The sequence below is a fragment of the Streptomyces sp. 11x1 genome (assembly GCF_032598905.1).
In the GTDB taxonomy this organism is placed as follows: domain Bacteria; phylum Actinomycetota; class Actinomycetes; order Streptomycetales; family Streptomycetaceae; genus Streptomyces.
On sequence record NZ_CP122458.1, the window covers coordinates 5,034,433 to 5,057,133 of the forward strand.

Sequence of the window (22,701 nt, forward strand, 5' to 3'; positions counted from 1 at the left end):
GAAACTGCGTGGGAAGTCGGTCACGGCGGCACCTCTCTGGCGTTTTTGGCCTCTCCTCAGTTAGACATGCTCCGGCCCCACCTTGACCAGTGGGGTTGCCGTGGACACGTATTCCCAGGGGGGAACACACTCATGACCACGTATCGGTACGCACCCAGACGTACCACTCGGCTCAGACTCGTCGGTGCCGCCGTGACGGCGCTCGTCCTCGCCGCGACGGGGACGGCGACCCAGGCGATGGCCGCGCAGGACACGACGCGGCAGCCGCAGTCGGCGAAGACCCCGCCGCCGCCCGTGCCGACGCTCGCCTGGACCGACTGCCAGGGCGGGTACGAGTGCGCCGACGCGGATGTCCCACTGGACTACCGGGAGCCGCAGGGCCGCAAGATCACGCTCGCGGTGGTCCGCAAGAAGGCCGCCGACCCGGCCAAGCGCAAGGGCACGCTCTTCATGCAGCCCGGCGGACCGGGCAACTCCGGCGTGGACTTCGTCCGCAACAACTACGACGACCTCCCGGCCGCCCTGCGCGACTCGTTCGACGTCTTCGGCTACGACGTCCGCGGTGTCGGCCGCAGTTCGGCGCTCACCTGCTTCGACGACGCCCGCTACACCAAGGCCGTCACCGACGCCAAGGGCGTCCCCGGCCCGGACGCCTTCGGCCCGGCGGTGCGCGAGGCCGCCGAGTTCAACCAGGCCTGCCTCGACAACTCGGGCGGCCTGCTGCCGTACGTCGGCACGGAGTACGTCGCCCGTGACATCGACCTGCTGCGCCAGGCCCTCGGCGAGGAGCAACTGACGTACTACGGGCGGTCGTTCGGCGCGTACATCGGCACCGTCTACGCGTCGATGTTCCCCAAGCGGGTGCGGGCGGCGACGCTCGACGGGGCGTACGACCCGTACAAGTACGCCTACCGCCCCTACGAGTACGACCGGGCCCAGTACCTGGCGCTGGACGGCACGATGAGCCGCTTCCTCGACTGGTGCGCCGCCGACCAGGCGGTCTGCGGCTTCGGTGACGGCGACCCGCGCGGGGCGTTCGAGCAGCTGAAGAAGGACCTCGACGCCAACCCGGTGACGACCGCGAACGGCGGGAAGGCCAACGGCTACACCTTGGTCTACCGGCTGATGTTCAACATCAACGAGGGCAAGGTCATCTGGCCCTCCCTCGGCGCGGCGCTGAAGAAGGCGCAGGCGCGGGACAACACCTCGTTCCTGCTGCGGCCGCCGTCCCCGGCGAGCTTCGACTTCCTCGGCCCGAACGTGGTCGTCGAGTGCGTCGACAAGGACTACCCGAAGAGCCTGCGCAAGCTGGAGCGGAACGTCACGGCCAACGCGAAGGACGCGCCGCTGCTGGGCCCGGCCATGGCGTTCGGTCCGCCGACCTACGACCACCAGCACGCCACCGCGTGCGTCCAGTGGCCCGCCGAGACGCCCAGCCGCTACGACGGCTCCTTCCGGGCCAAGGGTTCGGCGCCGATCCTGGTGCTCGGCACCACCGGTGACCCGGACACCCCGTACCAGGACGCGGTCGCGCTGTCCCGGCAGCTGGACAACGCCTCGCTGCTGACGTTCGACGCCGAGGGCCACACGGCGTTCGGCCGCAGCGCCTGTGCGACGGACGCGGTCGTGAACTACCTCGTCGACCAGGTGGTCCCGGCCTCCGGCACCACCTGCGCGGACGAGACCCAGCCGCCGTCCTCGACGCCGAAGACGGCGCCGCCCGGCACGACCCTGAGCGAGCTGCGCAACGGCGTCAACGAGCGCGTCGAGCGCATCGGCGACGCAAGCTGACCGACTCCGTCGACGGACCGGCCGCGTCGGCCGGCCGGACACGAACCCCGGGGCACCCGCCCCTCCACGGCGAGCACCCCGGGGTTCCGCATGTCTGCGACACGTCCGCGGCTCGGCGTCCACCGGTGGTGACGGTCACCGATGGCTGCCGCCGCGCCCCATTCCCCCGTCCACATCCACGTCCACGTCCATGTCCAGTTCCATGTCCATGTCGTCGAAAGGCAGCGCGTCCAGGTCGCCGTCGAAGTCGGCCGGGACCAGGAGGGTGTGCTCCTGCGGGCCGGACAGCGCTGTGGACCGGGGGTCGGTGTCGGTGAGGGACTGTTCGGTCCAGATGCACTTGCCGGTGGCGGTGTAGCGGGTGCCCCAGCGCTGGGAGAGCGCGGTGATCAGCTGCAGGCCCCGGCCGCCCTCGTCGGTGTCGCCGGCTCTGCGTATGCGGGGCATGGTGAGGCTGCCGTCGAAGACCTCGCAGACCAGCGCGGAGCCGTGCAGGAGCCGCAGCCGGACAGGGCCCCTGGCGTGGCGTACGACGTTGCCGACGAGTTCGCTGGCGAGCAGTTCGGTGGTGGGGGCCAGGGCGTCCAGGCCCCAGGCGGCGAGTTGTTCGCGGACGTGGTGGCGGGCCTGCCTCGCGGCCCTCGGGTCGTCCAGGAGGGACCAGGAGGCCATCCGGTCGCCGGTGAGCGCGTGCAGCCGGGCGACGAGGAAGGCCGCGTCGTCGGCCGCCGCGTGCTCGGCGGGCAGCAGGCCGTGGGTGAGGGTGTCGCAGAGGCGTTCCAGGTCGGCGGCGGTGCCGTCCTCGTGGGCGGTGCGCAGCAGCCGGGCCAGGTCGGCCATTCCCTCGTCGATGCCGCGTTTCGCCGACTCGACCAGCCCGTCGGTGTAGAGCACCAGCAGACTGCCCTCGGGCACGCTCAGCTCGACCGTCTCGAACGGCGGCTCAGCCGCGCCGAGCGGCGGGTCGGCGGTCCACTCGGGAAAGCGCACGGTGCCGTCGGGGAGGACCACGGCCGGTGGCGGATGCCCGGCCCGGACGAGGGAGCAGACCTGGGTGGTGGAGTCGTACAGGGCGTACAGGCAGGTGGCGTACGAGTCCTCACCCATGGAGCCGACGATGTCGTTGAGGTGGCCCATGATCTCGTCGGGGGGAAGTTCGAGGGCGGCGAGGGTGTGCACGGCCGTGCGCAGCCGCCCCATGGTGGCGGCCTCCGACAGACCGTGGCCCATGACGTCGCCGACGACGAGGGCTACCTGCCCGCTGGAGAGCGGGATGACGTCGTACCAGTCGCCGCCGACGTCCATGCCCTGGCCGGCCGGGAGGTAGCGGGCGGCCGACTCGCAGGCGGTGAGGGCCGGCAGGTCCTGGGGGAGCAGGGCGCGCTGGAGTTCCCGGGACCGGGTGTGTTCGAGGTCGTAGAGCCGGGCACGTTCCAGGGACTGCGCGAGGAGGGCGCTGATCGCGGTCAGCAGGGTGCGCTCCTCGTCGGTGAGGCGGCGCGGCCGGTCGAAGGAGACGACGCACACGCCGAAGGTGTGGTCGGACGCTGTCAGCGGCAGGAACGCCCAGGACGCCTTGCCCGCGCGGGCGGGCAGGTCGGCGTGCTGGGGGACGTAGGCGGCGTACTCCTGCGGCGAGGAGATGAACACCGGGACACCGGTGTTGATGGCGTCCCAGGCCGGGCCGTACTGCGCGCGGGGGCGGTGGTTGACGAGGTCGATGAACTCGGGCGAGTAGCCGACGGCGCCGACGTTGTGGAGCCGGCCGTTCTCGACGTCCTGGACGAGGAGGCCGCTGGCGGCGAACGGCGGCAGCACCCGCAGCGCGACCGCGTCGACGACGTCCTGCGAGGTGGTCGCCTTGGCGAGCGCGGCGGTCAACGCGGCGATGCGGTGGGCCCGTTCGGAGGCGGCGCGCTCGGCCTCGCGGCGTTCTTCCTCGTGCCGCCGCCGCTCGGTGACGTCGGTGAAGTAGATGGTGCGGCCGTCGGGTCCGGGGACCAGCCGCAGGTGGTAGACGCGGTCGTGGTCCGGCACCTGGACGTCGAACCCGGCGGGCTTCTCCTCGGCGGCGGCCGCCCGGCAGCGGGTCTCCAGGCAGGGCGACTCGCGCACGGCCGGCAGCTCCCACAGCTGCCGCCCGAACAGTTCCTCCTCGGTGAGGCCGAGGGTGCGTTCCGCCACCAGGTTGGAGAAGGTGATCCGCCAGTCGTCGTCGACGGCGAGGAACCCGTCGCTCATGTGCCGCAGGGCCCGGCCGACCGCGTCCCGGGCGGAGCGCGCCTCGTCGCTCTCCCAGCCGACGCCGATCATCCGGTCGGGTGCGCCGTGCTCGTCGTAGGTGGCCCGGCCGCGGGCCCGGGTCCAGCCCCAGGTGCCGTCGAGGCGCCGTACGCGGTACTCCGCCTCGTACACGGTGTGGTCGCGGATCGCCCGCTCGGCGGCGGCCAGGGTGTGCGGGAGGTCGTCGGGGTGGACGATCCGCATCCAGCTCTCGATCCTGCCGGTGAAATCGGCCGGCCGGGTGCCGTAGAGCTGGAGGGCGGCCTCGTCCCAGATCAGGTCGCCGCTCTGGATGTCCCAGTCCCAGGAGCCGACGCTGGCCTCCTTCAGCACCTGCCGCAGCCGTTCGGCGTTGGGTTCGGCCGGTGCGGGGCCGGGCGGTGGGGAGGCCCGTGCCATGCGGTCCTGGGTCCAGTCGACGACGGACCGCAGGAAGTCCCACTGCAGGCCGGTGGGTTCGCCCCGGTCGCCGGTGAGGACGGTGAGCGCGCCGACCGTGCGGTCACGGCCGGAGACGGGTAACGCGGCGAGCCCGGTGCCGGGCCAGGCGAGGGCCATGGAACCGAGCGGGAACCACACCCCACTGCCCTGGTGCAGGGCGCGGGCCGGGGGCAGCGGGCCCTCCTGGTCGATGATCTCCCAGGGGCGGGTCAGTGCGGGCGGGAGGCCGCTGGTCGACACCAGACGCAGGGCCGACATGGGGCCTCTGAGATGCATCATCGCCCCGAGCGCGCCGAGTTCGCCGACCGCGTGCTGGAGCGCCAGCCGGAAGACCTCGCTCTCCGCGACACCGGGCTCCACCGTGCCGAGCAGGGCCAGCCGTGCGTTCATACGGCAGACCCTAACGTTCTACTCACACGTAAGGCAGTCCGCCACGGGAATTCCACATTCACTCCTGATGCCGTCCCACGCGCCGGTCAGGGGGTTCAACAGCGTTGAGTGGCAACATAATTGACGCTCATTCAGCATCGGTACGAGGTAAGGGCACCGCCGAGGTCGCCGTGACCAAGATCTGATGAACGTCGTTGGGCCGCTGCAACCCCAGGATGTCCGGCCCGACCCCAGCAGGCGCCATGTTCGAGATGTTCCAGGCAGTCAAGACGTTCAGGACGTTGTTCAAGACGTTCGTCGAGCAGTACGCGCGCAACCAGCAGCTCAAACGGGATCTGCTGGCGCAGCGCGGTGAGCAGGAGCGGCGCTGGCGGGAGGAGGACCGGGTGGTGCTGCGGGCCGCCCTCGCGGCGAACCGGGTGGCCCTCCAAGAGCACATCGACACCCTCCGGCGGGCGGCCGGCGTCTCGTACCTCACCCTGCGCTGCCACGAGGACACCTGGACGTTCCTGGCCCGCACGGCGTTCGGTGTCTGGGAGCCCGCCTGGACGCAGAGCACCCGCGACCCGTACGACCGCGTCGGCCCGACCGCGACCAGGGCGGCCCACTTCACCGCCGACCCCAACCTGCCGCCGGGCCGGATCACCAAGGCGGACGGCGGCATGCAGGACGTCCAGCTGTCCGGGCACAACCTGGTCCACGTCCTCGACGCGCTGCACGACGCCACCACCTCGGAGCTGACCGCGACCGGAGCGCGTGCCCGGACCCTCTACGACCGGCTGGCCTCCTTCACCGCCAAACTCGACCCGGCGGCCCCCACCGGCCGCACCACCGGCATCCTCTGGCGGATCGACGACAGTCTGCACAGCCAGTACGTCAGCCGCCCGTCCGGCCCGGGCCCCGGCCGCCCGACCACCGCGCCCCTCCTCCGCAAGGTTCCCTCCCCCACCCCGACGGCCCGCCGCCGCCACCCGGAACGCAACGGTTCGCCCGTGGCGCAGAAGTAGGGCCCGGAGGCCCGGAGGCCCGGAGGGGGGTCCCGCTGTTGTCGCGGTCCCGGGACACTTTCGTGGGGCCGGAGTACAACCTTCCGCCATATCCGGTCGTCTCATCCGATAACAGCGCTACCGCAGCGTTGTGCGAACAAGGGGGGACGACATGCGACGAATCGGAGCCGCGGTTCTGGCGCTCGCGCTCGCGGGGACGGCGATCGGGACGGCGGCGGCCACCGCGAGTGCCGCGCCCGGGGGTGCCGCGCGAGCCGCCGCGGCCTGCCCGACGGGCTGGGGCAGTGGCGTCAAGGGCAGCCCCGACAGCGGTGCCGTGCCGCTGACGGACATCAGGACCGGCCGGCACGACTGCTTCGACCGCATCGTGTTCGACGTACCCGACGGCGGTGACCGCGTCGGCTACTGGGTCCACTACGTCGACCGGCTCCACCAGGTCGGCTCCGGCGACCCCATCCCGGTGACCGGCGGAGCCATCCTGGAGATACGGGTCGCGGCGCCGAGCTACGACCCCGAGACGGGCGGGGTCGTCTACCCGGGCAAGGTCGCCAAGCCCCTTCCCGGGGTGAACCTGACCGGCTACCGCACCTTCCGTGACACCCGCTTCGCCGGCAGCTTCGAGGGCGAGACCCAGATCGGCGTCGGCGTCCGCGCCCGGCTGCCGTTCCGGGTGCTCCAACTCTCCGACCGCCTCGTGGTGGACGTGGCCCACAGCTGGACGTAGGGGCAGAGCGGAGGACGGCCTCGGGTCGGCGGTCCCGGCCTGCCGGGACCGCCGACCCGGCCGCCCGCCGTCGGCCGCCGCTGCCCGCCACCGGCCCGGACGGCTTGTAGTGTCCGCACGGTGGAGAGATCGAATGAACGTGTGAACGACGGCGCGGACCCGACACTGCTGGACGTGTTGCTCCAGGCGGCGCGGGAGACCCCCGGGCAGACCGTCGTGCACGTCCGGGGGGACGGCGGCGAGCACACGGTCACCTTCGCCGAACTCCGCGACGACGCACTGCGCGTGGCCGGCGGCCTGCTCGCGGCGGGCGTGACCCCGGGCACTCCCCTGCCGCTGGTCGCCGACCGGGGCGACACCTTCCAGCCCCTGTTCTGGGGGGCGCTGGCGGCGGGGGCCGTCCCCGTCCCCCTCGCGCCGGAGCCCCGCCGGATCGGCCCGGTGTGGGAGCTCCTCGACAGACCTCCCGTGCTGACGGACGACACATCGACCACCACGGTCCGCCGACTCGACCCTTCCATACGGGTGTTGCGGCTGGACGAGCTGCGGCAGGGCCACCCGCCCCGGCGCCTCCCCCGCCCCGCGCCCGACGACATCGCCTTCCTCCAGTTCTCCTCCGGCAGCACGGGCACCCCCAAAGGCGTGGAGCTGACCCACGCCGGGGTCCTCGCCAACCTCCGCCAGATCCGCGCCGCGATGGCGATCACCTCGGACGACGTGATCGCGACCTGGATGCCGTACTTCCACGACATGGGGCTCATCGGCACGCACCTGGTCCCCATGGCCGCGCGGGTGAAGCAGATCCGGATCGAGCCGCTGTCCTTCGCGAAGCGACCCGCCCTGTGGTTCGAGGCCGTCGACCGCCACCGCGCGACCCTTCTGTCGGCCGCGAACTTCGCCCTCGCCCTCGCCGTCCGCCGTGTCCCGGCCGCCGCGCTCGCCCGGTTCGACCTCAGCTGCGTACGCCTGCTGCTCGTCGGCGCCGAACCCATCGCCCCGCGCGTCTGGCGGGAGTTCACGGCCCTCACGGTCCCGGCCGGGCTCGACCCGCGCACCCCGCTCCCGGTGTACGGCCTGGCCGAGGCGACCCTCGCGGTGACCGTACCGCCGCTGGGCGAGACCGCGACGCCCCTGGTGCTGGACCGGGCCGCGCTGAGTGCCGGTCGGGTGGTGGACGCCCAACCCGGCGCGCATGCGGTGGAGTTGATGGACCTCGGTCGCCCCGTGGCGGCGTGCGAGGTCCGGATCACCGACGACAGCGGGGCCCCGACGGGCGAGAAGCGGGTCGGACATGTGGAGGTGCGGGGCCCGCAGATGGGCCGCGGGTACCACCGGGCGCCCGAGGCGAGCGCGGCGGCGTTCGGGGACGACGGCTGGCTGCGCACGGGCGACCTCGGGTTCCTGCGGGACGGGCGGTTGTGCGTCACCGGGCGCCACAAGGACGTCGTGTTCGCCAACGGCCGGACGTTCCACGCGGCCGACCTGGAGGAGACGGTCGCCGCGACGCCGGGACTGCCGCCCGGGGCCGTGGCCGTCGTGGGGTCCACCGACCCGGACGGCGGGGGTGAGCGGGTCGTCGCGTTCGTGCAGTGGGCCCGGCCCGAGCGGTCCACTGCCGCCCGGGTGCTCCGCGCCGCGGCCGGCCGGCTGCGGGAGGCCCTCGGCCACGACGACGTACGGGTACTGCCGCTGCCGCCGGGGGCGTTCGCGCGGACGACCAGCGGGAAGCTGCGGCGGGGGGTACTGCGGGAGAGGTTCGAGGCCGGGGAGTACGCGGCGGTCGAGGGGCGTTGGGGCGGCACGGCGGTGGGCGTGGCTCGGGGGCACGGCACCGCGGGGGAAGGGGGCACCGGCGTGTCCCGTTCACTGCGGGAGGTTCAGGATGCCGTACGGGCGGTGTGGGCGCGGGTGTTGGACGTGCCCGCGGCCGAAGTCGGGCTGTGGGAACGGTTCTTCGACCTCGGGGGTTCCTCGCTCAAGGCGATGGCCGTGCTCGCCGGGTTGGAGGACGAGTTCGCGGTGACGGTGGAGCCGGGCGCTCTGCGGGACCACGACACGGTGGGGGCGTTGGCCGGGCATGTGCTGGGGTTGTTGGGGGAAGGGGCGGGTGCTGACGCGGGTGAGAGCCGAGGGCGCCTGGGAGCTCGGGGGGAAGGGTCCGTCGGCGAGTGCGGGCACGTGGTGGCTGGTCGCGCCGACGCGGCGGAGCCGCACGTGTCACAGCCCCTCGCCGTTCTCTCCGTCGCCTGTCGGTTTCCCGGGGGTGGGACGCCCGAGGAATTCTGGGAGTTGCTCGCGACCGGTGGGGACACCGTCGGCGGGGACGCGGGCGGCCGGCTGAGCGATCCCGGGGCCTTCGACGCCCGTTTCTTCGGGATGGACGACGCGGAGGCGCGGGCGACCGACCCGCAGGCGCGGATCTTCCTGGAGCTGGCGCACGAGGCGCTGGAGCGTGCCGGGTACGCGGGACCCCGGCGGGCCGGCCGCAGGGTCGGGGTCTTCGCGGCGACCGGCGACAGCGGGTACCGCGAGATCCTCGCCGAGGCCGCCGACGGGGACCTCGCCCGCCACCCGTCCGCCCTCACCGGCAATCTGCCCAACCTGATCGCCGCCCGTGTCTCCCAGGTGCTGGACCTCGACGGCCCCGCGCTGGCCGTCGACACGGCCTGCTCCTCCGCCCTCGTCGCCCTGCACCTGGCCCGGCGCAGCCTGCTGTCCGGCGAGTGCGACCTTGCCGTGGTCGGCGGCGTCAACCTGGGCCTGACCCCGACCGGCCACCGCCTCCTCGCGGCGACGGGCGCGGTGTCGCCGACGGGCCGGTGCCGGGCGTTCGGCGCCGACGCGGACGGGTTCGTCCCGGGGGAGGGCGGCGCGGCGCTGGTCCTCGCCCGCCTCGACGACGCCCGCACCGCCGACGACCCGGTCCTCGCGCTCGTACGCGGCACGGCCGTGAACAACGACGGCCGCTCGCTCGGCCTGCTCGCACCGACCCCGCGCGGGCAGCGCGAGGTGATCCGCCGGGCGTACGAGGAGTGCGGTGTCGATCCGGCCGACGTGTCGTACGTGGAGGCGCACGGCACGGGAACGCCGATCGGTGACCCGGTCGAGGCGCGGTCGCTCGGGCAGGCGTTCCCGCCCCGCGCCGACGGGGTTCCGCGACGGCTCGGCTCGGTGAAGACGAACGTCGGGCACCTGCTCAACGCGGCCGGGATGCCCGCGCTGGTCAAGGTCGCCCTCGCGCTCGCGCACCGCCGGCTCCCGCCGTCCCTCCATGTCACCGCCCCCGCCCCGTTCCTCGCCGACACCGCCCCCGGGTTCCGCCTCGTCACCGAGCAGGAGGAGTGGACCGGCGCGGACGGCCGTCCCCTGATCGCCGGCGTCAACAGCTTCGGCTTCGGCGGCACCAACGCCCACGCGATCCTGGAGGAGGCGCCCCGGGACCGGCGCGGGGGCGGGGCGGCCCCGGCCGCCGGGGGCCCGCACCTGCTGACCCTGTCCGCCCGGACCGAGGGCGCCCTGCGGGCCGCCGCGGTTGAGCTGGCCGCGCATCTGCGGGCCCACCCCGAACTGGACGAGGGCGACGTGTGCGCCACCGTCAGCACCGCCCGCGACGAGGGACCGCACCGACTGGCCCTGGTGGCGGAGGGCAACCTCGCGGAACGGCTCGAAGAGGCAGGGCGGTCGTGGGGGCTGGACCCGGAAGGCGCCAGTGGCGGGCAAGGTGTCGGTGACGGGCAAGGCGTCGGTGACCGGCAAGGCGTCGGTGGCGCGGGTGAGGCGGGTGACACAGGTGGAGCGGGAGATCCTGGTCGTCCGGCCGGTCCGGGAGGCCTCGGTCGGGAGTGCGTCGCGGGCCGTCCGCGCCGCGCAGTGACGGGGCTCGTTCGGGGACGGCCCCGGACCGTGTTCGTCCTGCCCGGACAGGGGGCCCAACAGCCCGGTCTCGGACGGGAGTTGTGGCGCTCGGCACCCGTGTTCCGGGATCTTCTGGAGGAGGCCTCCTCACTCACCGGGCCGGTGGCGGGGCGCAGCCTGGCCGCCTGGTGTCTGGACGAGGACGCCGACCCCGAGACCCTGGCCCGGACGGAGGTGGCGCAGCCCCTGCTCGTCGCGTTCGGGGTGGCGCTGGCCGGGCAGTTGGCCGCGTGGGGCGTGGCGCCGGACGCGGTCGTGGGGCACAGCGTCGGCGAGATCACCGCCGCGTGCGTCGCCGGCGCCCTGCCGCCGGCCGAGGCGGTCGGCTTCGCCGCCGAACGCGGCCGCCTGATGAACGGACTCACCACGCCGGGCGCCATGGCCGCCGTCAGGGGGGACGAGGAGACCGTCGCCGCCCTGGTCGCCGACTCCGACGGCACCCTCACCGTGGCCGCCGTCAACTCACCCACCCAGATCGTGCTGTCGGGTGCGTCCGAGGCCGTCGACCGGGCGGTGGCCACGCTCACCGCGCGGGGCGTGGCCGCCCGGCGGCTCCGCGTGTCCCACGCCTTCCACTCCCCGTTGCTCGGCCCCGTGCTCGACCCCCTCCACAGCGCGGCGAAGGCCCTGACCGTGCACCCGGCCACCGTTCCCATGCTGAGCACGGTCACCGGTCACTGGGCCCCCGACCTGACCCCCGACTCCGGCTACTGGCGCGACCACGCGATCCGCCCCGTCCGCTTCGGCCCCGCCGTCGCCCGGCTCCTCGACGAGGGCTACGACACGTTCGTCGAACTCGGCCCCGGCGCCACGCTCTCCGCCCCGATCCACGCGGTCGACGCCGCCCGCCCGGCCGCCGCACGAGCCGAGGTGACGGTCCTGCCCGCCCTCGCGACCGGCGAAGGGCCGATGAGGACGAGGGGGTCAAGGGGGACAAGGGGGGCGGGCGCCCTGCTCGAAACGGTCGGTCGGCTCTGGGCCCTGGGAACCCCGCTCTCCCCGACGTCCCCGGCCCGGGACACGACACGACGCCGGGTCCCCGTGCCCCCGTATCCCTTCCAACGCGAACACCATTGGGCGCGACGAGTCGACAGCGCGCCCGGATCCGCGCCGGCGTCCGCGCCGACGTCCGCATCCGAAGCCACGCCCGCATCAGGAGCCGCGCCCACATCCGAAGCGGCGAGCGCATTCGGGCCGACGCCGGCGCCCGCGCCGGCACCCGCGAAGTCAGGCGGCGCGTCAGGCGGCGAGGCTGCCGCCGAGTCGGGCGCGGCGTCCTCAGGCGTGCGGGGTGCCTCCGCACCCCGCACGCACCTCCCCCGCCCCCTCCCCGACACCCCGCCCACCCCACAGCCCCTCCTCTGGCGCGACGCCCCGCTGACCGCCGCCCCCGGCCCCCGAGCCGTACGCCTCGTCGGCGCCGACACCCCGCTACGCCGTTCCCTCACGGACCGGCTCACCGAGCGCGGGGTGAAGGTACTGACCCCGACGCCGACACCAGGCCCGTACGAAGGCCAGGGGGAAGACCAGGCGGACGACCGGGCGGAAGGTCCGGAGGCCGTGCTGTGGTTCGCCGGTGACTCCCCGAGCCCGCGGTCGGAGACCGGCACGGCCGTATCGGCCCTGCGCGAGGTGCTGGCGACGCTCGACACCCCCCTCACCCGGCCCACCCGTCTGCTGCTCGTCACCGAGAACGCGTACCGCACGGAGGCCGACACGAGCACGGGCACGAGCACCGACGCCTCCCCCCACTCCCGCCCTCGCCCCGGCCCCCGCCCCGAACAAGCCCTCCTGCACGGCTTCGCCCTGGCCCTCGCACAGGAACATCCGAACCTCACCTCGCTGAGCATCGACGTTTCGGCACAGGATGAGCTGGACGTCCAACTCACCGCGCTGGAAGCAGAGTTGCACGCCGCCGCGGTCACGGCCGGCACCGTCGCCTGGCGAACAGGCCGCCGCCTCACCCGCACGACAGCGACCCCCGCCCCCGCCCACTCTTCCCTCCCCACCGCCACGCCTCTCCCCGCGAACGGCACCTACCTGATCACCGGTGGCGCGGGCGGCCTGGGCTCCGCGCTCGCCCGCGACCTCGCGGAACGCGGCACGCCCACGCTCGTGCTGACCGGCCGTACCGTCACCCCGCCCCGCACCCTGCTGGGCGAGCTCCGCGCGCTCGGCGCCCTCGCCCGCTACCAGGCGGCCGACGTCACCGACGCCGACGCGGTCGACGACCTCGTGGCCGGTCTGCCGCCCCTGGACGCCGTGTTCCACGCGGCGGGCACGGCTCGCCCAGGCAGCCTGCGGGGCAAGCCGGACGACGAGATCGAGGCCGTACTCGCCACGAAGGTGAGCGGGACGAGGCTGCTGGCCGAGGCGCTGCGGCGGCACGGCCAGAAGGGCGCCGTGTGCGTCGCCTTCTCGTCCGTCTCGGCCGTACTGCCCGGCCTGGCCGGCGCCCTCGGTGACTACGCCGCCGCGAACTCCTTCCTGGACGCCTTCGCCACCGCCGAACGCGCCGCCGGGCGCCCCTGGCAGAGCATCGCGTTCGGCCCGGTCGCCAACGCGGGAATGGCGAGCGGAACGCACACGGCGCTCACACCACTCACCACCCCGGCAGCCCTGACGGCCCTCCACAAGGCCCTCACCCTCGACACGCCCCACGTCCTGATCACAGCAACGGACACCTCGATCCCGGCGATTGCCGCGAGCGGGATGGAGGCCGCAGGCCCCATAGGGGCGCGGGGAACTGCGCGACCAGCCACAACCCACCCGCAGCCGCCGACAACCAGCTCCCCGCGAGCTCTCAGGCGCCCACCCACCCCGACCCCAGCCCCCACGCCCACGCCCACGCAAATAGCCACCGTCATACGCCGCCTCCTCGCCGACGCCCTGCACCGCCCCCCACAGGACATCGGCGACGACGAACCGTTCCTCACCCTCGGCCTCGATTCCCTCAGCGCCGTAGATCTCGCCCGCCGCCTCGAACGCCAACTGGACCGCCCTCTCCCCGCCACCCTCCTCTTCGAACACCGCACCATCGCCGAACTGGCCACCCACCTGGCCACCACCCCGCCGACTCCGACCCCGACCCCGGCCCCCCAGCCGGTGCCCCAACCCGCACCCCCGACCAACCCACCTCTCACCACCCCCCTCCCCCTCACGCCTCTCCAACTCGCCTTCCACACCACCGAAACCCTCCACGAGGGCATCACCGCCTACGGCTACGTACGGCAGCGCATCACCGGCCCTCTCGACACCACCCTCCTCGGCCGGGCCCTGGCCCACCTCTCCGCCCGCCACCCCATGCTGCGACTGCGGATCACCGACGACGGAGCCGCACGCCCGAGCCAGTACGCCGCCCCCGCGGGCCCCACCGACACGGCCCCGCGCTGGTACGAGATCCAGGCCCCCCACCCGCACGGCCACCCCCACGACCTACGACAGCTCGAACACGCCCTCTGCAACCGCCCGTTCGACCTGCGGACGGAGGACCCGGTACGAGCCGTCCTCGTCCACGACCGGGACGACGCACACCTCGCCCACCTGCTCCTGGTCGTCCACCACGCCGCGGCCGACGGCTTCAGCCTCAAGCTCATGGCCGAGGAACTCTGGTCGCTCTACACGGCGTTGACGCGCGGAGAACAGACACCCCACCTACCCTCACCCCGGGCCGAGTTCACCGACTACGCCGCCATCCTGACCGCCGAACGCCAGTCCCCGGCGCACACGGAGGACCTCGCCCACTGGCGCGCGCGCCTGGCGGAACACCCGGCCTCCCTCACCTCCCCCTTCTCCCTCCCCTACGACGGAGACCCCGAGGCACCCCCGGCCCCGCCCCTCACCCACCACCGCACCGACATCGACGAGGAGTTGACCGCCGCGCTCCGGGAGACGGCCGCGCGGCACGATGTGTCGCTGTTCCACCTGATGCTGGCGGTGTACGGCCGTTGTCTGGCCCGGTGGAGCGGACGCCGCACCGTCGCCGTCAACGTGGCACGGGCGCGACGGGAGGCGCCGATCGCCGGCATCGACCGTCTGGTGGGGCCGCTGGCCGACACCCTCCCGGTGTTCGTGGACATCGACCCCGTCGAACCGGTCATCGCGCTCGCCGACCGGTTGCGCCGGAGCTGGCGGGAGGCCGAGGCCCACGCGACCCTGAGCAGCACGGACTTCGCCCGACTGCTGTCCGAGGTGCGCCCCACCACGGGTCCGGCCCCGCGCACCGCGGCCGAGGCGGGCTTCAGCTTCGCCCGCTTCCCGGTGGTCCACGGCCCCGACTGGCCCGTCACCGTCACCCCCACGGCCGCGGCCACCGCCTCCGCCGCCACCCGCCTCGGCCTCCTGTGCTGGGAGGCCGACGCAGCGCTGCGCCTGTCGTGGAACCATCCGGCCCACCTGTTCCGCCCCGAGACCGTACGACGCCTCGCCGACGACTACGTCGCAGAACTACGGGCCGCCACCACAGTACTCCCCACCCCAGCGCCCTCCCCCACGGAACTCCCCACCCCAGCACGTCCCACCCCAGCACTCCCGGACGCGGCCGGCACAGGTCACGGTGGCGGCATCGTGGACCGTCTCCGCGCCCAGTTCCGCGCCACCCCTCGGTCCGTGGCCGTGCGGGCCGCCGACGGCGGGACCACCCTCACCTACGCCGCCCTCGACGCCGCCTCCGCAACCCTCACCACCCGCCTGCGCGCGCAGGGCGTACGCCCCGGCGACCTGGTCGGACTCCTCACGGAACCGGGTGGCACGTCCACGGTCACCGGAGTCGTCGGCATCCTGCGGGCGGGCGCCGGCTGGGTACCACTGGACGCCACCCACCCCGCCGCACGGCACCGGGACCAGCTCTCCCGTACGGGAGTCCGCGTACTGGTCTGCGACCCGGCGACCCACGAAACGGCCACCACCCTGGACGAAGTCACCCTCGTCCCCGTACCCGTACCCACCCCCGCCACCGACCCCGAACCCGACCCCGCTTCCGACGCCCCCTCCTTCCCCTCCCCCGACGCCATCGCCTACGTCATCTTCACCTCGGGCTCGACGGGCCGCCCCAAGGCCGTGCCCATCACCCACCGGTCGATGACGAACTACCTCGACTGGTCTCTGACGACCTTCGGCTACGGCCCCGGCGACCGGCTCGCCCAGACCGCGTCGGCCTGTTTCGACGCCTCCGTACGGCAGTTGCTGGCACCCCTGCTGGTCGGCGCCACCGTGCACACCCTCTCCCGCGACCTGCTGCGCGACCCCGAGGCACTGCTCGACCGTGTCGTGGCCGACCGGATCACGGTGTGGAGCTCGGTCCCCACCCTGTGGGAACGCCTGCTCACCGCCGCCGAGGAACACGCCCGCCGGAACGACGGCACAGCCCCGGACCTCTCCGCCCTGCGCTGGGTCCACGTGGGAGGCGAGGCCCTGCCCGCCGCCCACGTACGCCGCTGGTTCGACCTCCTGGACACCGCTGACGTCACCCGTGCCGGCACTCGCCCCCGCGCCCACCGGATCGCCAACCTCTACGGCCCCACCGAAACCACCATCAACGCCACCTGCCACATCATCGACACCCGCCCGGCGGACGACGTCCGCCACCTCCCCATCGGCCGCCCCATCGCCGGTACGGAACTGACCGTCGTCGGTGAGGACGGCCACGCGTGCGTCACCGGCGAACCCGGTGAACTCCTCATCGCCGGCACCGGCCTCACCCCCGGATACCTGGGCGACCCCCACCTCACCGCCGCCGCCTTCACCGAACGGGACGGCCGCCGCTGGTACCGCAGCGGCGACCGCGTCCGTCGTACGGCCGACGGGGTGCTGGAGTTCCTGGGCCGACTCGACGACCAGGTCAAGGTCAGGGGCCACCGCGTGGAACTCGGCGAGATCGAGGCCGCCCTGCTCACCCACCCGGGTGTCTCCCGCGCGGCCGTACTGCTGCGCGAAGGCCGCCTGGAGGCGTACGTGGAGCCGAGGACCACCGCCACCCTCGACCCCCGCGAGGTGCGCGGCTTCCTCTCCCGCACCCTCCCCCCGTACATGCTCCCCGCCCGCATCCACTCCCTCCCGGCGCTCCCGCTGACAGGCACGGGCAAGATCGACCGCAACCGCCTGGCTCCCCGCAGCGAGAACACGCTCCCCGACGCCCGGCGCACACCGCCCGCGACGCCCACCGAGCGGCTGCTGGCACGCATCTGGTCCGAGCTGCTGGAGACAACGGCGTCCGAGATCAGCCGCGAGGACGACTTCTTCACCCTCGGCGGCGACTCCATCACCGTGCTGGAACTGTTCTCGCGCATCCGCCGCGAACGCCCCGCGCTGCCACGCCCGACCGCCCTCTACACCCACCGCACGCTTTCGGCCCTGGCCACAGCCATCGACACCCTCGCGACCACCGACACCACCGCACCGCCCGAGGGCCCCGCCCCCTCCATTTCCACCCCGACCCTCTCCCCCTCCCCTTCCACCTCCTCCCCCCTCGCGCCCTACCCCCTCACGCCCTCCCAACAGGGCTTCCTCCTCGCCGACGCCCTCGCGTCCGGCTCCGGCGCCGCCCCCGGCCCCAACCCCGCCTGGCTGGCCCGCTTCCGTATCCACGGCGCCCTGGACCCGGACCTGTTCCAACGGGCCGTCGACGTCCTCATGGCCCGGCACCCCATGCTCCGCACGGTGTTCCCGGCCGGTGCGCGCCCACCCGTGCAGCAGGAACTCCCCGCCTCGCTACGGCTTCCCGTCGAGACGGAGACCCTGGTCCATCCCGACCTGCTGGAGGAACGGACGGCGGAGGAGGCGAGCCGCCGCTTCGAACCCTGGGCCTGGCCCCTGGTGCGGCTGCGTCTCTTCACGGTCGCGCCGGAGGAACACGTCCTCCTCGTCCACGCCCACCACCTCATCGGCGACGGCTACAGCGCGGCCCTCCTCACCCGCGAACTCCTCACCGTGTACGGCCGTTTCGAGCGCGGCCTCCCCCACAGCCTGGAGCCCCTCGCCTCCACCTTCCGCGACCACGTCCTCCGCCGAACCCCACCGGAACCGGCACCCACCCCGGGCCCGGCACCAACACCGGCACCGGTACCGGCACCTGCAGCGGACCCGTCGTCCGACGACTACCGCGCCCGCCACCACGCCCCCTACACCCCACCCGTACTGCGCGCCCGCCCCGACGGGAGCACCCCCGCCTTCCACACCACCACCGTCGCCCTCGACGCCGACCGCACCCGGGCCCTGCGCCACCTCGCCCGGACGGCGGGCACCACGCTCCACGCCCCCGTCCTCACCGCGTACTACCGCGCCCTCACCACCCTCACCGGCCGCCGCGACCTGGTCCTCGGCCTGGCTGTCACCGGCAGGGACGGGACCACGGACGACGCCCACCGCGTCTTCGGCCCGTTCGCCGAGGCGGTGGCGCTGCGCCCGGTGGCACCGTACGACGACGCCCACCCCGTCCCGGGCTTCGACGAGGACCTTCGCCGGATCACCGCCGAGACGCTCGCGGCCCGCGCCACCGGTCCCCTGGACCTCCGTACGCCCCAAGGACTGCCCCGTACCGCCCAGTTCTTCTTCACGTTCCTGGACTTCAGCTCCCTCGGCGCACCGCCCGACACCACGCTGTCGCTCCGGGCCGACGACAGCGACACCGAACTCGCGCCTCCGCCGGTGGGCACCGATGTCTTCCTGGCCGTACGCCCCTCCCCGGACGGCGAAGGTCTGAGCATCACGGCGCGCGCGTCGTCGAAGGCCGTGACCTCCGACGAACTCGCCCGCTTCACAGGGGTGTTGATGGGAGAACTGGAAGAATCCGGCCACCGCGACAACGCCCTGGACGCGGCCCTCATCGGCTACCTCCCGACCCCGCACCAACTGGCCGCCTTCGCCGGGCTCCCGGCGCACGCGGTCCCCAGCCGTGAACAGCTCCGCGCCCTCCTCTTCCCGGACGGCCGCCCCCGAGTCCTGGAGAGCGTCACCACCCCCCTCGGCAGATCCGGCTTCGTCTCCCTCCCCCTGTTCGCGGACGAACTGACCGCCCCGACCATGCCCACCACCCCGACTCCCCCGACCGCCCCGAGCACCCTGTCCGCCCTGACCGCCCGCGCCGTGGACCACGCCGCGTCCCTCGGCGCCCGCTGCGTCTCCCTGGCCGGCATGATCCCGTCCCTCACCGGCTACGGCTACGACGTCCTCCGCGAACTCCCGGCCACACCCCCGACCGCACCCACCACACCCACCGCACCCACCGCCCCGACCACCCTCACCACCGGCCACGCGGCCACCACCGTCGCCGTGGTGAAGACCGTCCACGCCGCCCTGCGGGCGACCGACCGCGACCTGGCCGACCTGACCCTCGCCGTCGTCGGCCTCGGTTCCATCGGCACGTCGTCCCTGCGTCTGCTGCTCTCCCTCAGCCCCCACCCACCGGCCCGCATCCTGCTCTGCGACGTCCCCGGCAGCGCCCCCCGCCTCCACCACCTGGCGGCGGAGCTGTCGGCGGACCACCCCACGACGGCCCTACAGGTCGTCGTGTCCACCGACCCCCGGGCCCTGCCCGCCGAGGTCCACGAGACGTCCGACCTGATCGTCACGGCGGTCAGCGGCGGCCCGACGGCCCTGCTGGACGTGGACCGGCTGCGCCCCGGCACGATCGTCGTGGACGACTCCTTCCCGCACTGTTTCGACACCACGCGGGCCCTGGAGCGCATGAGGCGCGACCAGGACGTACTGATCGTGGGAGGCGGCCTGCTGGCCCTGGACTCCACCGAGACCCACCTGTCACCGGACCTCCCGGCCGCCGCCCTCACCGGCCACGCCACCGCCCGCACCCAGCACCACCTGGCGGTCCACCTCCCCGGCACCCTCGCCTCCTGCCGACTGGAGTCCCTCCTGCACGCCCACCTCACCCGCCCCGGACCCGGCGCCGCCCCGGACCCCCGTACGACGCTCCCCTTGATCCACGGCCTCGTCGACCTCCCCCGCGCCCTCGCCCACTGGCACGCCGCCGAGGCCGCCGGAGTCCGGGCGGCGCCCCTCCACCTCCTCGACCACACGATCCCGCCGGAGACCCTGAACGCCCTGCGCGCCCTGCACACCCTCAGCACCCCGAGCCGATCAGCCGAGGACGTGCCGTAGATAGGCCGTCGGGTCGGCGAGGTAGCGGCGCCAGTGGTCGACCAGGGCCAGTTCGTCCCAAGGGACGCGGCGCATGCCGTGGTCGCCGACCTCGATGATGTCCGCGCCGGGGAGCGCGGTCAGCAGCGGGGAGTGGGTGGCGCAGATGACCTGCCCGCCGTTCTTCACCAACTGGTCGATGTGGCCGATGAGTTCGAGGCAGGAAGTGAACGACAGCGCAGCCTCGGGCTCGTCCAACACATACAGGCCGGGCTGGAGGAACTTCCCCCGGAACGCGGCGAGGAAGCCCTCGCCGTGGCTGACCGAGTCAGGGGCGAAGCCTTCCCGGTCCAGCGCGTCGAGCGCCGTCTCCGCGCGCAGGAAGAAGCCCTTGCGCGCGCTCCAGCTGCCGAGCATGCGGCGGCCGCGCGGGGTGGCGTCGAAGCGGACCCGTTCGCCGAGCACGGACTTCGGGCGGTGGGAGGCGTAGCGCCAGTCGTGGGAGCCGCCCCAGGAGTCCAGGCCGAAGCCCTCGGCGAGGGCCTCGACGAGGGTCGACTTCCCGGAGCCGTTCTCCCCGACCAGGAAGGTCACCGGCGCGGTGAAGCGCAGACCGTCCGCCAGGAGTCCGCGCACACAGGGCACCGACCAGGGCCATTCCCCGTGGTCCGCTCCTGCCCCACCCAGCTCGTCGCTCGACTCCAGATGTGCGTACGCACGTTCGATAATCACCGCCCGAGTCTCCCACGGGGGGCGCGGAACATCCCGGAAGACGGCCGCCACGCACGACGAAACCCCCAGTCCCGGGTGGGCCTGGGGGTTCATGCCGTCGTGGACCGAACAACCGCCGTTACTCGGCGTCGACAGCCGCTGTCACTTGGTGTCGATCAGGCCGTGCGGCGGGACCTGGACCGTGCGGGCGCCCTCGGTGCCGCCGAGGATCACCTTGCGCAGGGCGATGTTGTTCTTGTGGTTGGCCTCCTGGAGACGGTTCTCCGGGTTGGCGATGACCTGGATGTAGTACGTGCCGTTCGGCAGGTCCGTGATGTCGAAGGACTGGCCGGGACGGTACTGGGTGTACGTGTCGCCGGAGCCGACGTCCAGGACCTCACGGACGTTGATGGCGTCCTCGGAGCCGCACGCGGTGGACAGGTCGGTGTTCTCCGGGTGCCAGTTGGCGTTCTTCACCGTGTAGTCGATGGCGTCGGTGTTGGCCAGGCAGAACGCCTCCTTGCCGGAGCGCACCTCCTTGGTCTGGTCCGCGCTGAGCAGGCGGTAGCTGGCGAAGTCCGTGAAGTGCCAGTGCTCGTGTCCCTCGCGCGGGTCCCACTCCATGGTGCCGGCGGGCGCGTAGCCGACCTGCTTGCCCTTGGCGTCGTAGAAGTACTGGTACGAGTCCATCAGGTCCGCACCCGGCTTGCGGAAGCCGTCGACGACGAGGGGCGCGGGGCCGGCGTTCCAGACGTTGGCGCTGAAGGCCAGGTAGTCCTTGCCGGGTGCGTCGCCGTCCTCGCCGTCGGTGATGGCGATGTCCCAGGCGGGCAGCGACCGCAGGTCGGGCTTGGGGATGTTCGCCGGGGCACCCGCCTTGCCGGTGGGACGCTTGGGCGCGGCCTGCAGCGCGGGCGCGATGCGGGAGCCGTCGGTGTGGCCCTTGCCGTCGCCCAGGTGCTTCGCCAGGCCCCGGTCGACCAGGGCATAGGGGAGCTCGGGCGGCGCCGGCACGTCGGCGCCGCGCGGGCCGTAGTGGTGGTTGTCCGGGGCGGACCGCGTGTCGTGGCCGGAGCCGTGACCCGATCCGTGACCGCCGTGCGAGGACTTCGACGGGGCCATGCCGACACCGCCGCCCTCGCCGCCCTCCTCGGAGCGCTCCTCGCGCACCGTCACCTTGATGGTCGGCCGGTCGTTGGGGATGCCGAACGCGTCACGGTACTTCTTCGCGACCCCGACCTGGGCGGTGTACTCACCGGCCGGCAGGTCCACTGTTCTGTCGTAGTTCCAGCTGGTGGTGTTGGTGGCCCAGCCCTTCTCGACGCCCCACACCGAGCCCAGTGTCCACGGGTTGGTGGAACAGCTCTGCGGATAGTGGTTGGTGGAGGGGGCGTCCGGACGGATCCGGCCCGAGGCGTTGTTCGGGCAGAAGGTGCCCTTGGTCTTCACGACCTCCTCCCCGGCCGCGTTCTTGACCGACATCTCCAGGAAGCCCGTCAGCCCGGAGAAGTCGTCGACGAGCCCCTTCGGGAGCGTCTTCGTCGTGGTCTTCTTGCCGTCGCGCAGGATCTGCTTGGCGACGATCGGGTCCTTGTAGGACTTCCGCGTCACCTTGAATTCCAGGGGCGCGTTGTCGACCGAGATGTACGTCCCGAGCTGCAGTTGGACGCCGTTGTCCCACTCGTAGCGGGTCAGCGTCACGGATTTCGACGCGGCGATCAGCTTGAGCTGCGGCTTCCCGGGCTTCGCGGCGGGCGCGGCACCGGCGCCGGGGGCCGCCCCGGCCACGGCGGCGACGACGGTGAGCGACGCCAGGGCGGCGAGGCCCGGGCGCTTCAGGCGACGGCGGCGGCCCTGACCGCCGGTCGGGACGGTCGAGTCCGCGGCAGCGGTCGCACCGGTCGGGTCGGTCGGGTCGGTCGGGCTGGAGGGGCTGGTCATCTGGCTGGTCATCGATTCCTCGTCTGCGAGTGCCCTGGTCAGGGGCATCGGACTGGACAGCCCACGGTCGACGGCCGATCCGTGGCCCGCCGTGCGGATGCACCCCCACGCACCCCCGGCCGGCCACGCTCGATCCGCTCTTCCTGTGAGCAACCTGAGAGATTGATAAATGCGGTGCCAGGGTTGCCTGTTGGGACGGAATTTCACGGAAGGTGTGGTGAGCACGGCTCAAACACACGCCCGCGTATCCCTGCGGAACCGGCCCCAAGTCCCCCGGGAATCCACGCAGGAGCATCACACAGCCTGCACACAGCTCTGAGAATGCCTCGTTAGCGTTGCTGACCGCTCGATCCGCTCGATCCCGCGTGCGAACGTGCTGTGACCGGGCCGCGGCCCGGCGGGTCGACG

Annotated in this window: 7 protein-coding genes; 4 read left to right on the forward strand and 3 right to left on the reverse strand. The window is 73.3% G+C overall.

The window, feature by feature from the left end; translation table 11 throughout:
• Positions 1–132: 132 nt before the first annotated feature.
• A complete protein-coding gene (locus P8T65_RS22070; RefSeq protein WP_316727011.1) occupies positions 133–1,791 on the forward strand; it encodes an alpha/beta hydrolase in 1,659 nt (552 codons plus the stop codon).
• Between the two features lie 135 nt (positions 1,792–1,926).
• Here the strand turns inward: P8T65_RS22070 and P8T65_RS22075 are convergent, their stop codons facing one another.
• On the reverse strand, positions 1,927–4,905 hold the full coding sequence (locus tag P8T65_RS22075) for a SpoIIE family protein phosphatase (protein WP_316727012.1): 2,979 nt from the start codon (positions 4,903–4,905) through the stop codon (positions 1,927–1,929).
• A gap of 242 nt (positions 4,906–5,147) precedes the next feature.
• Here P8T65_RS22075 and P8T65_RS22080 point away from each other — a divergent pair, with 242 nt between their 5' ends.
• The 3 genes from P8T65_RS22080 (at position 5,148) to P8T65_RS22090 (ending at position 19,662) form a co-directional block, all read left to right on the forward strand.
• Positions 5,148–5,912, forward strand: coding sequence for a hypothetical protein (locus P8T65_RS22080; RefSeq protein ID WP_316727013.1), 765 nt, complete (start codon positions 5,148–5,150; stop codon positions 5,910–5,912).
• A gap of 151 nt (positions 5,913–6,063) precedes the next feature.
• Positions 6,064–6,636, forward strand: coding sequence for a hypothetical protein (locus P8T65_RS22085; RefSeq protein ID WP_316727014.1), 573 nt, complete (start codon positions 6,064–6,066; stop codon positions 6,634–6,636).
• A gap of 141 nt (positions 6,637–6,777) precedes the next feature.
• Positions 6,778–19,662 carry a non-ribosomal peptide synthetase/type I polyketide synthase gene (locus P8T65_RS22090; RefSeq protein ID WP_316727015.1) on the forward strand — a complete coding sequence of 4,295 codons (12,885 nt, stop codon included), beginning with the start codon at positions 6,778–6,780 and terminating at the stop codon, positions 19,660–19,662.
• On the opposite strand, the gene P8T65_RS22095 is transcribed toward P8T65_RS22090, so the two are convergent.
• Complete coding sequence (locus P8T65_RS22095) at positions 19,642–20,373, reverse strand: AAA family ATPase (RefSeq protein ID WP_316727016.1); 732 nt, start codon at positions 20,371–20,373, stop codon at positions 19,642–19,644. The two genes, P8T65_RS22090 and P8T65_RS22095, sit on opposite strands and share 21 nt — an antisense overlap.
• A 141-nt stretch (positions 20,374–20,514) precedes the next feature.
• Positions 20,515–22,305: a lysyl oxidase family protein gene (locus P8T65_RS22100; protein ID WP_316727017.1), complete on the reverse strand. Its 1,791-nt coding sequence runs from the start codon at positions 22,303–22,305 to the stop codon at positions 20,515–20,517.
• Positions 22,306–22,701: the final 396 nt, after the last annotated feature.

What these genes read in the sequence shown, in the direction of transcription:
- P8T65_RS22070 (WP_316727011.1), top strand. Translation starts at nt 133, where the DNA reads ATGACCACGTATCGGTACGCACCCAGACGTACCACTCGGCTCAGACTC.
- P8T65_RS22075 (WP_316727012.1), bottom strand. Translation starts at nt 4,905, where the DNA reads ATGAACGCACGGCTGGCCCTGCTCGGCACGGTGGAGCCCGGTGTCGCG.
- P8T65_RS22080 (WP_316727013.1), top strand. Translation starts at nt 5,148, where the DNA reads ATGTTCGAGATGTTCCAGGCAGTCAAGACGTTCAGGACGTTGTTCAAG.
- P8T65_RS22085 (WP_316727014.1), top strand. Translation starts at nt 6,064, where the DNA reads ATGCGACGAATCGGAGCCGCGGTTCTGGCGCTCGCGCTCGCGGGGACG.
- P8T65_RS22100 (WP_316727017.1), bottom strand. Translation starts at nt 22,305, where the DNA reads ATGACCAGCCAGATGACCAGCCCCTCCAGCCCGACCGACCCGACCGAC.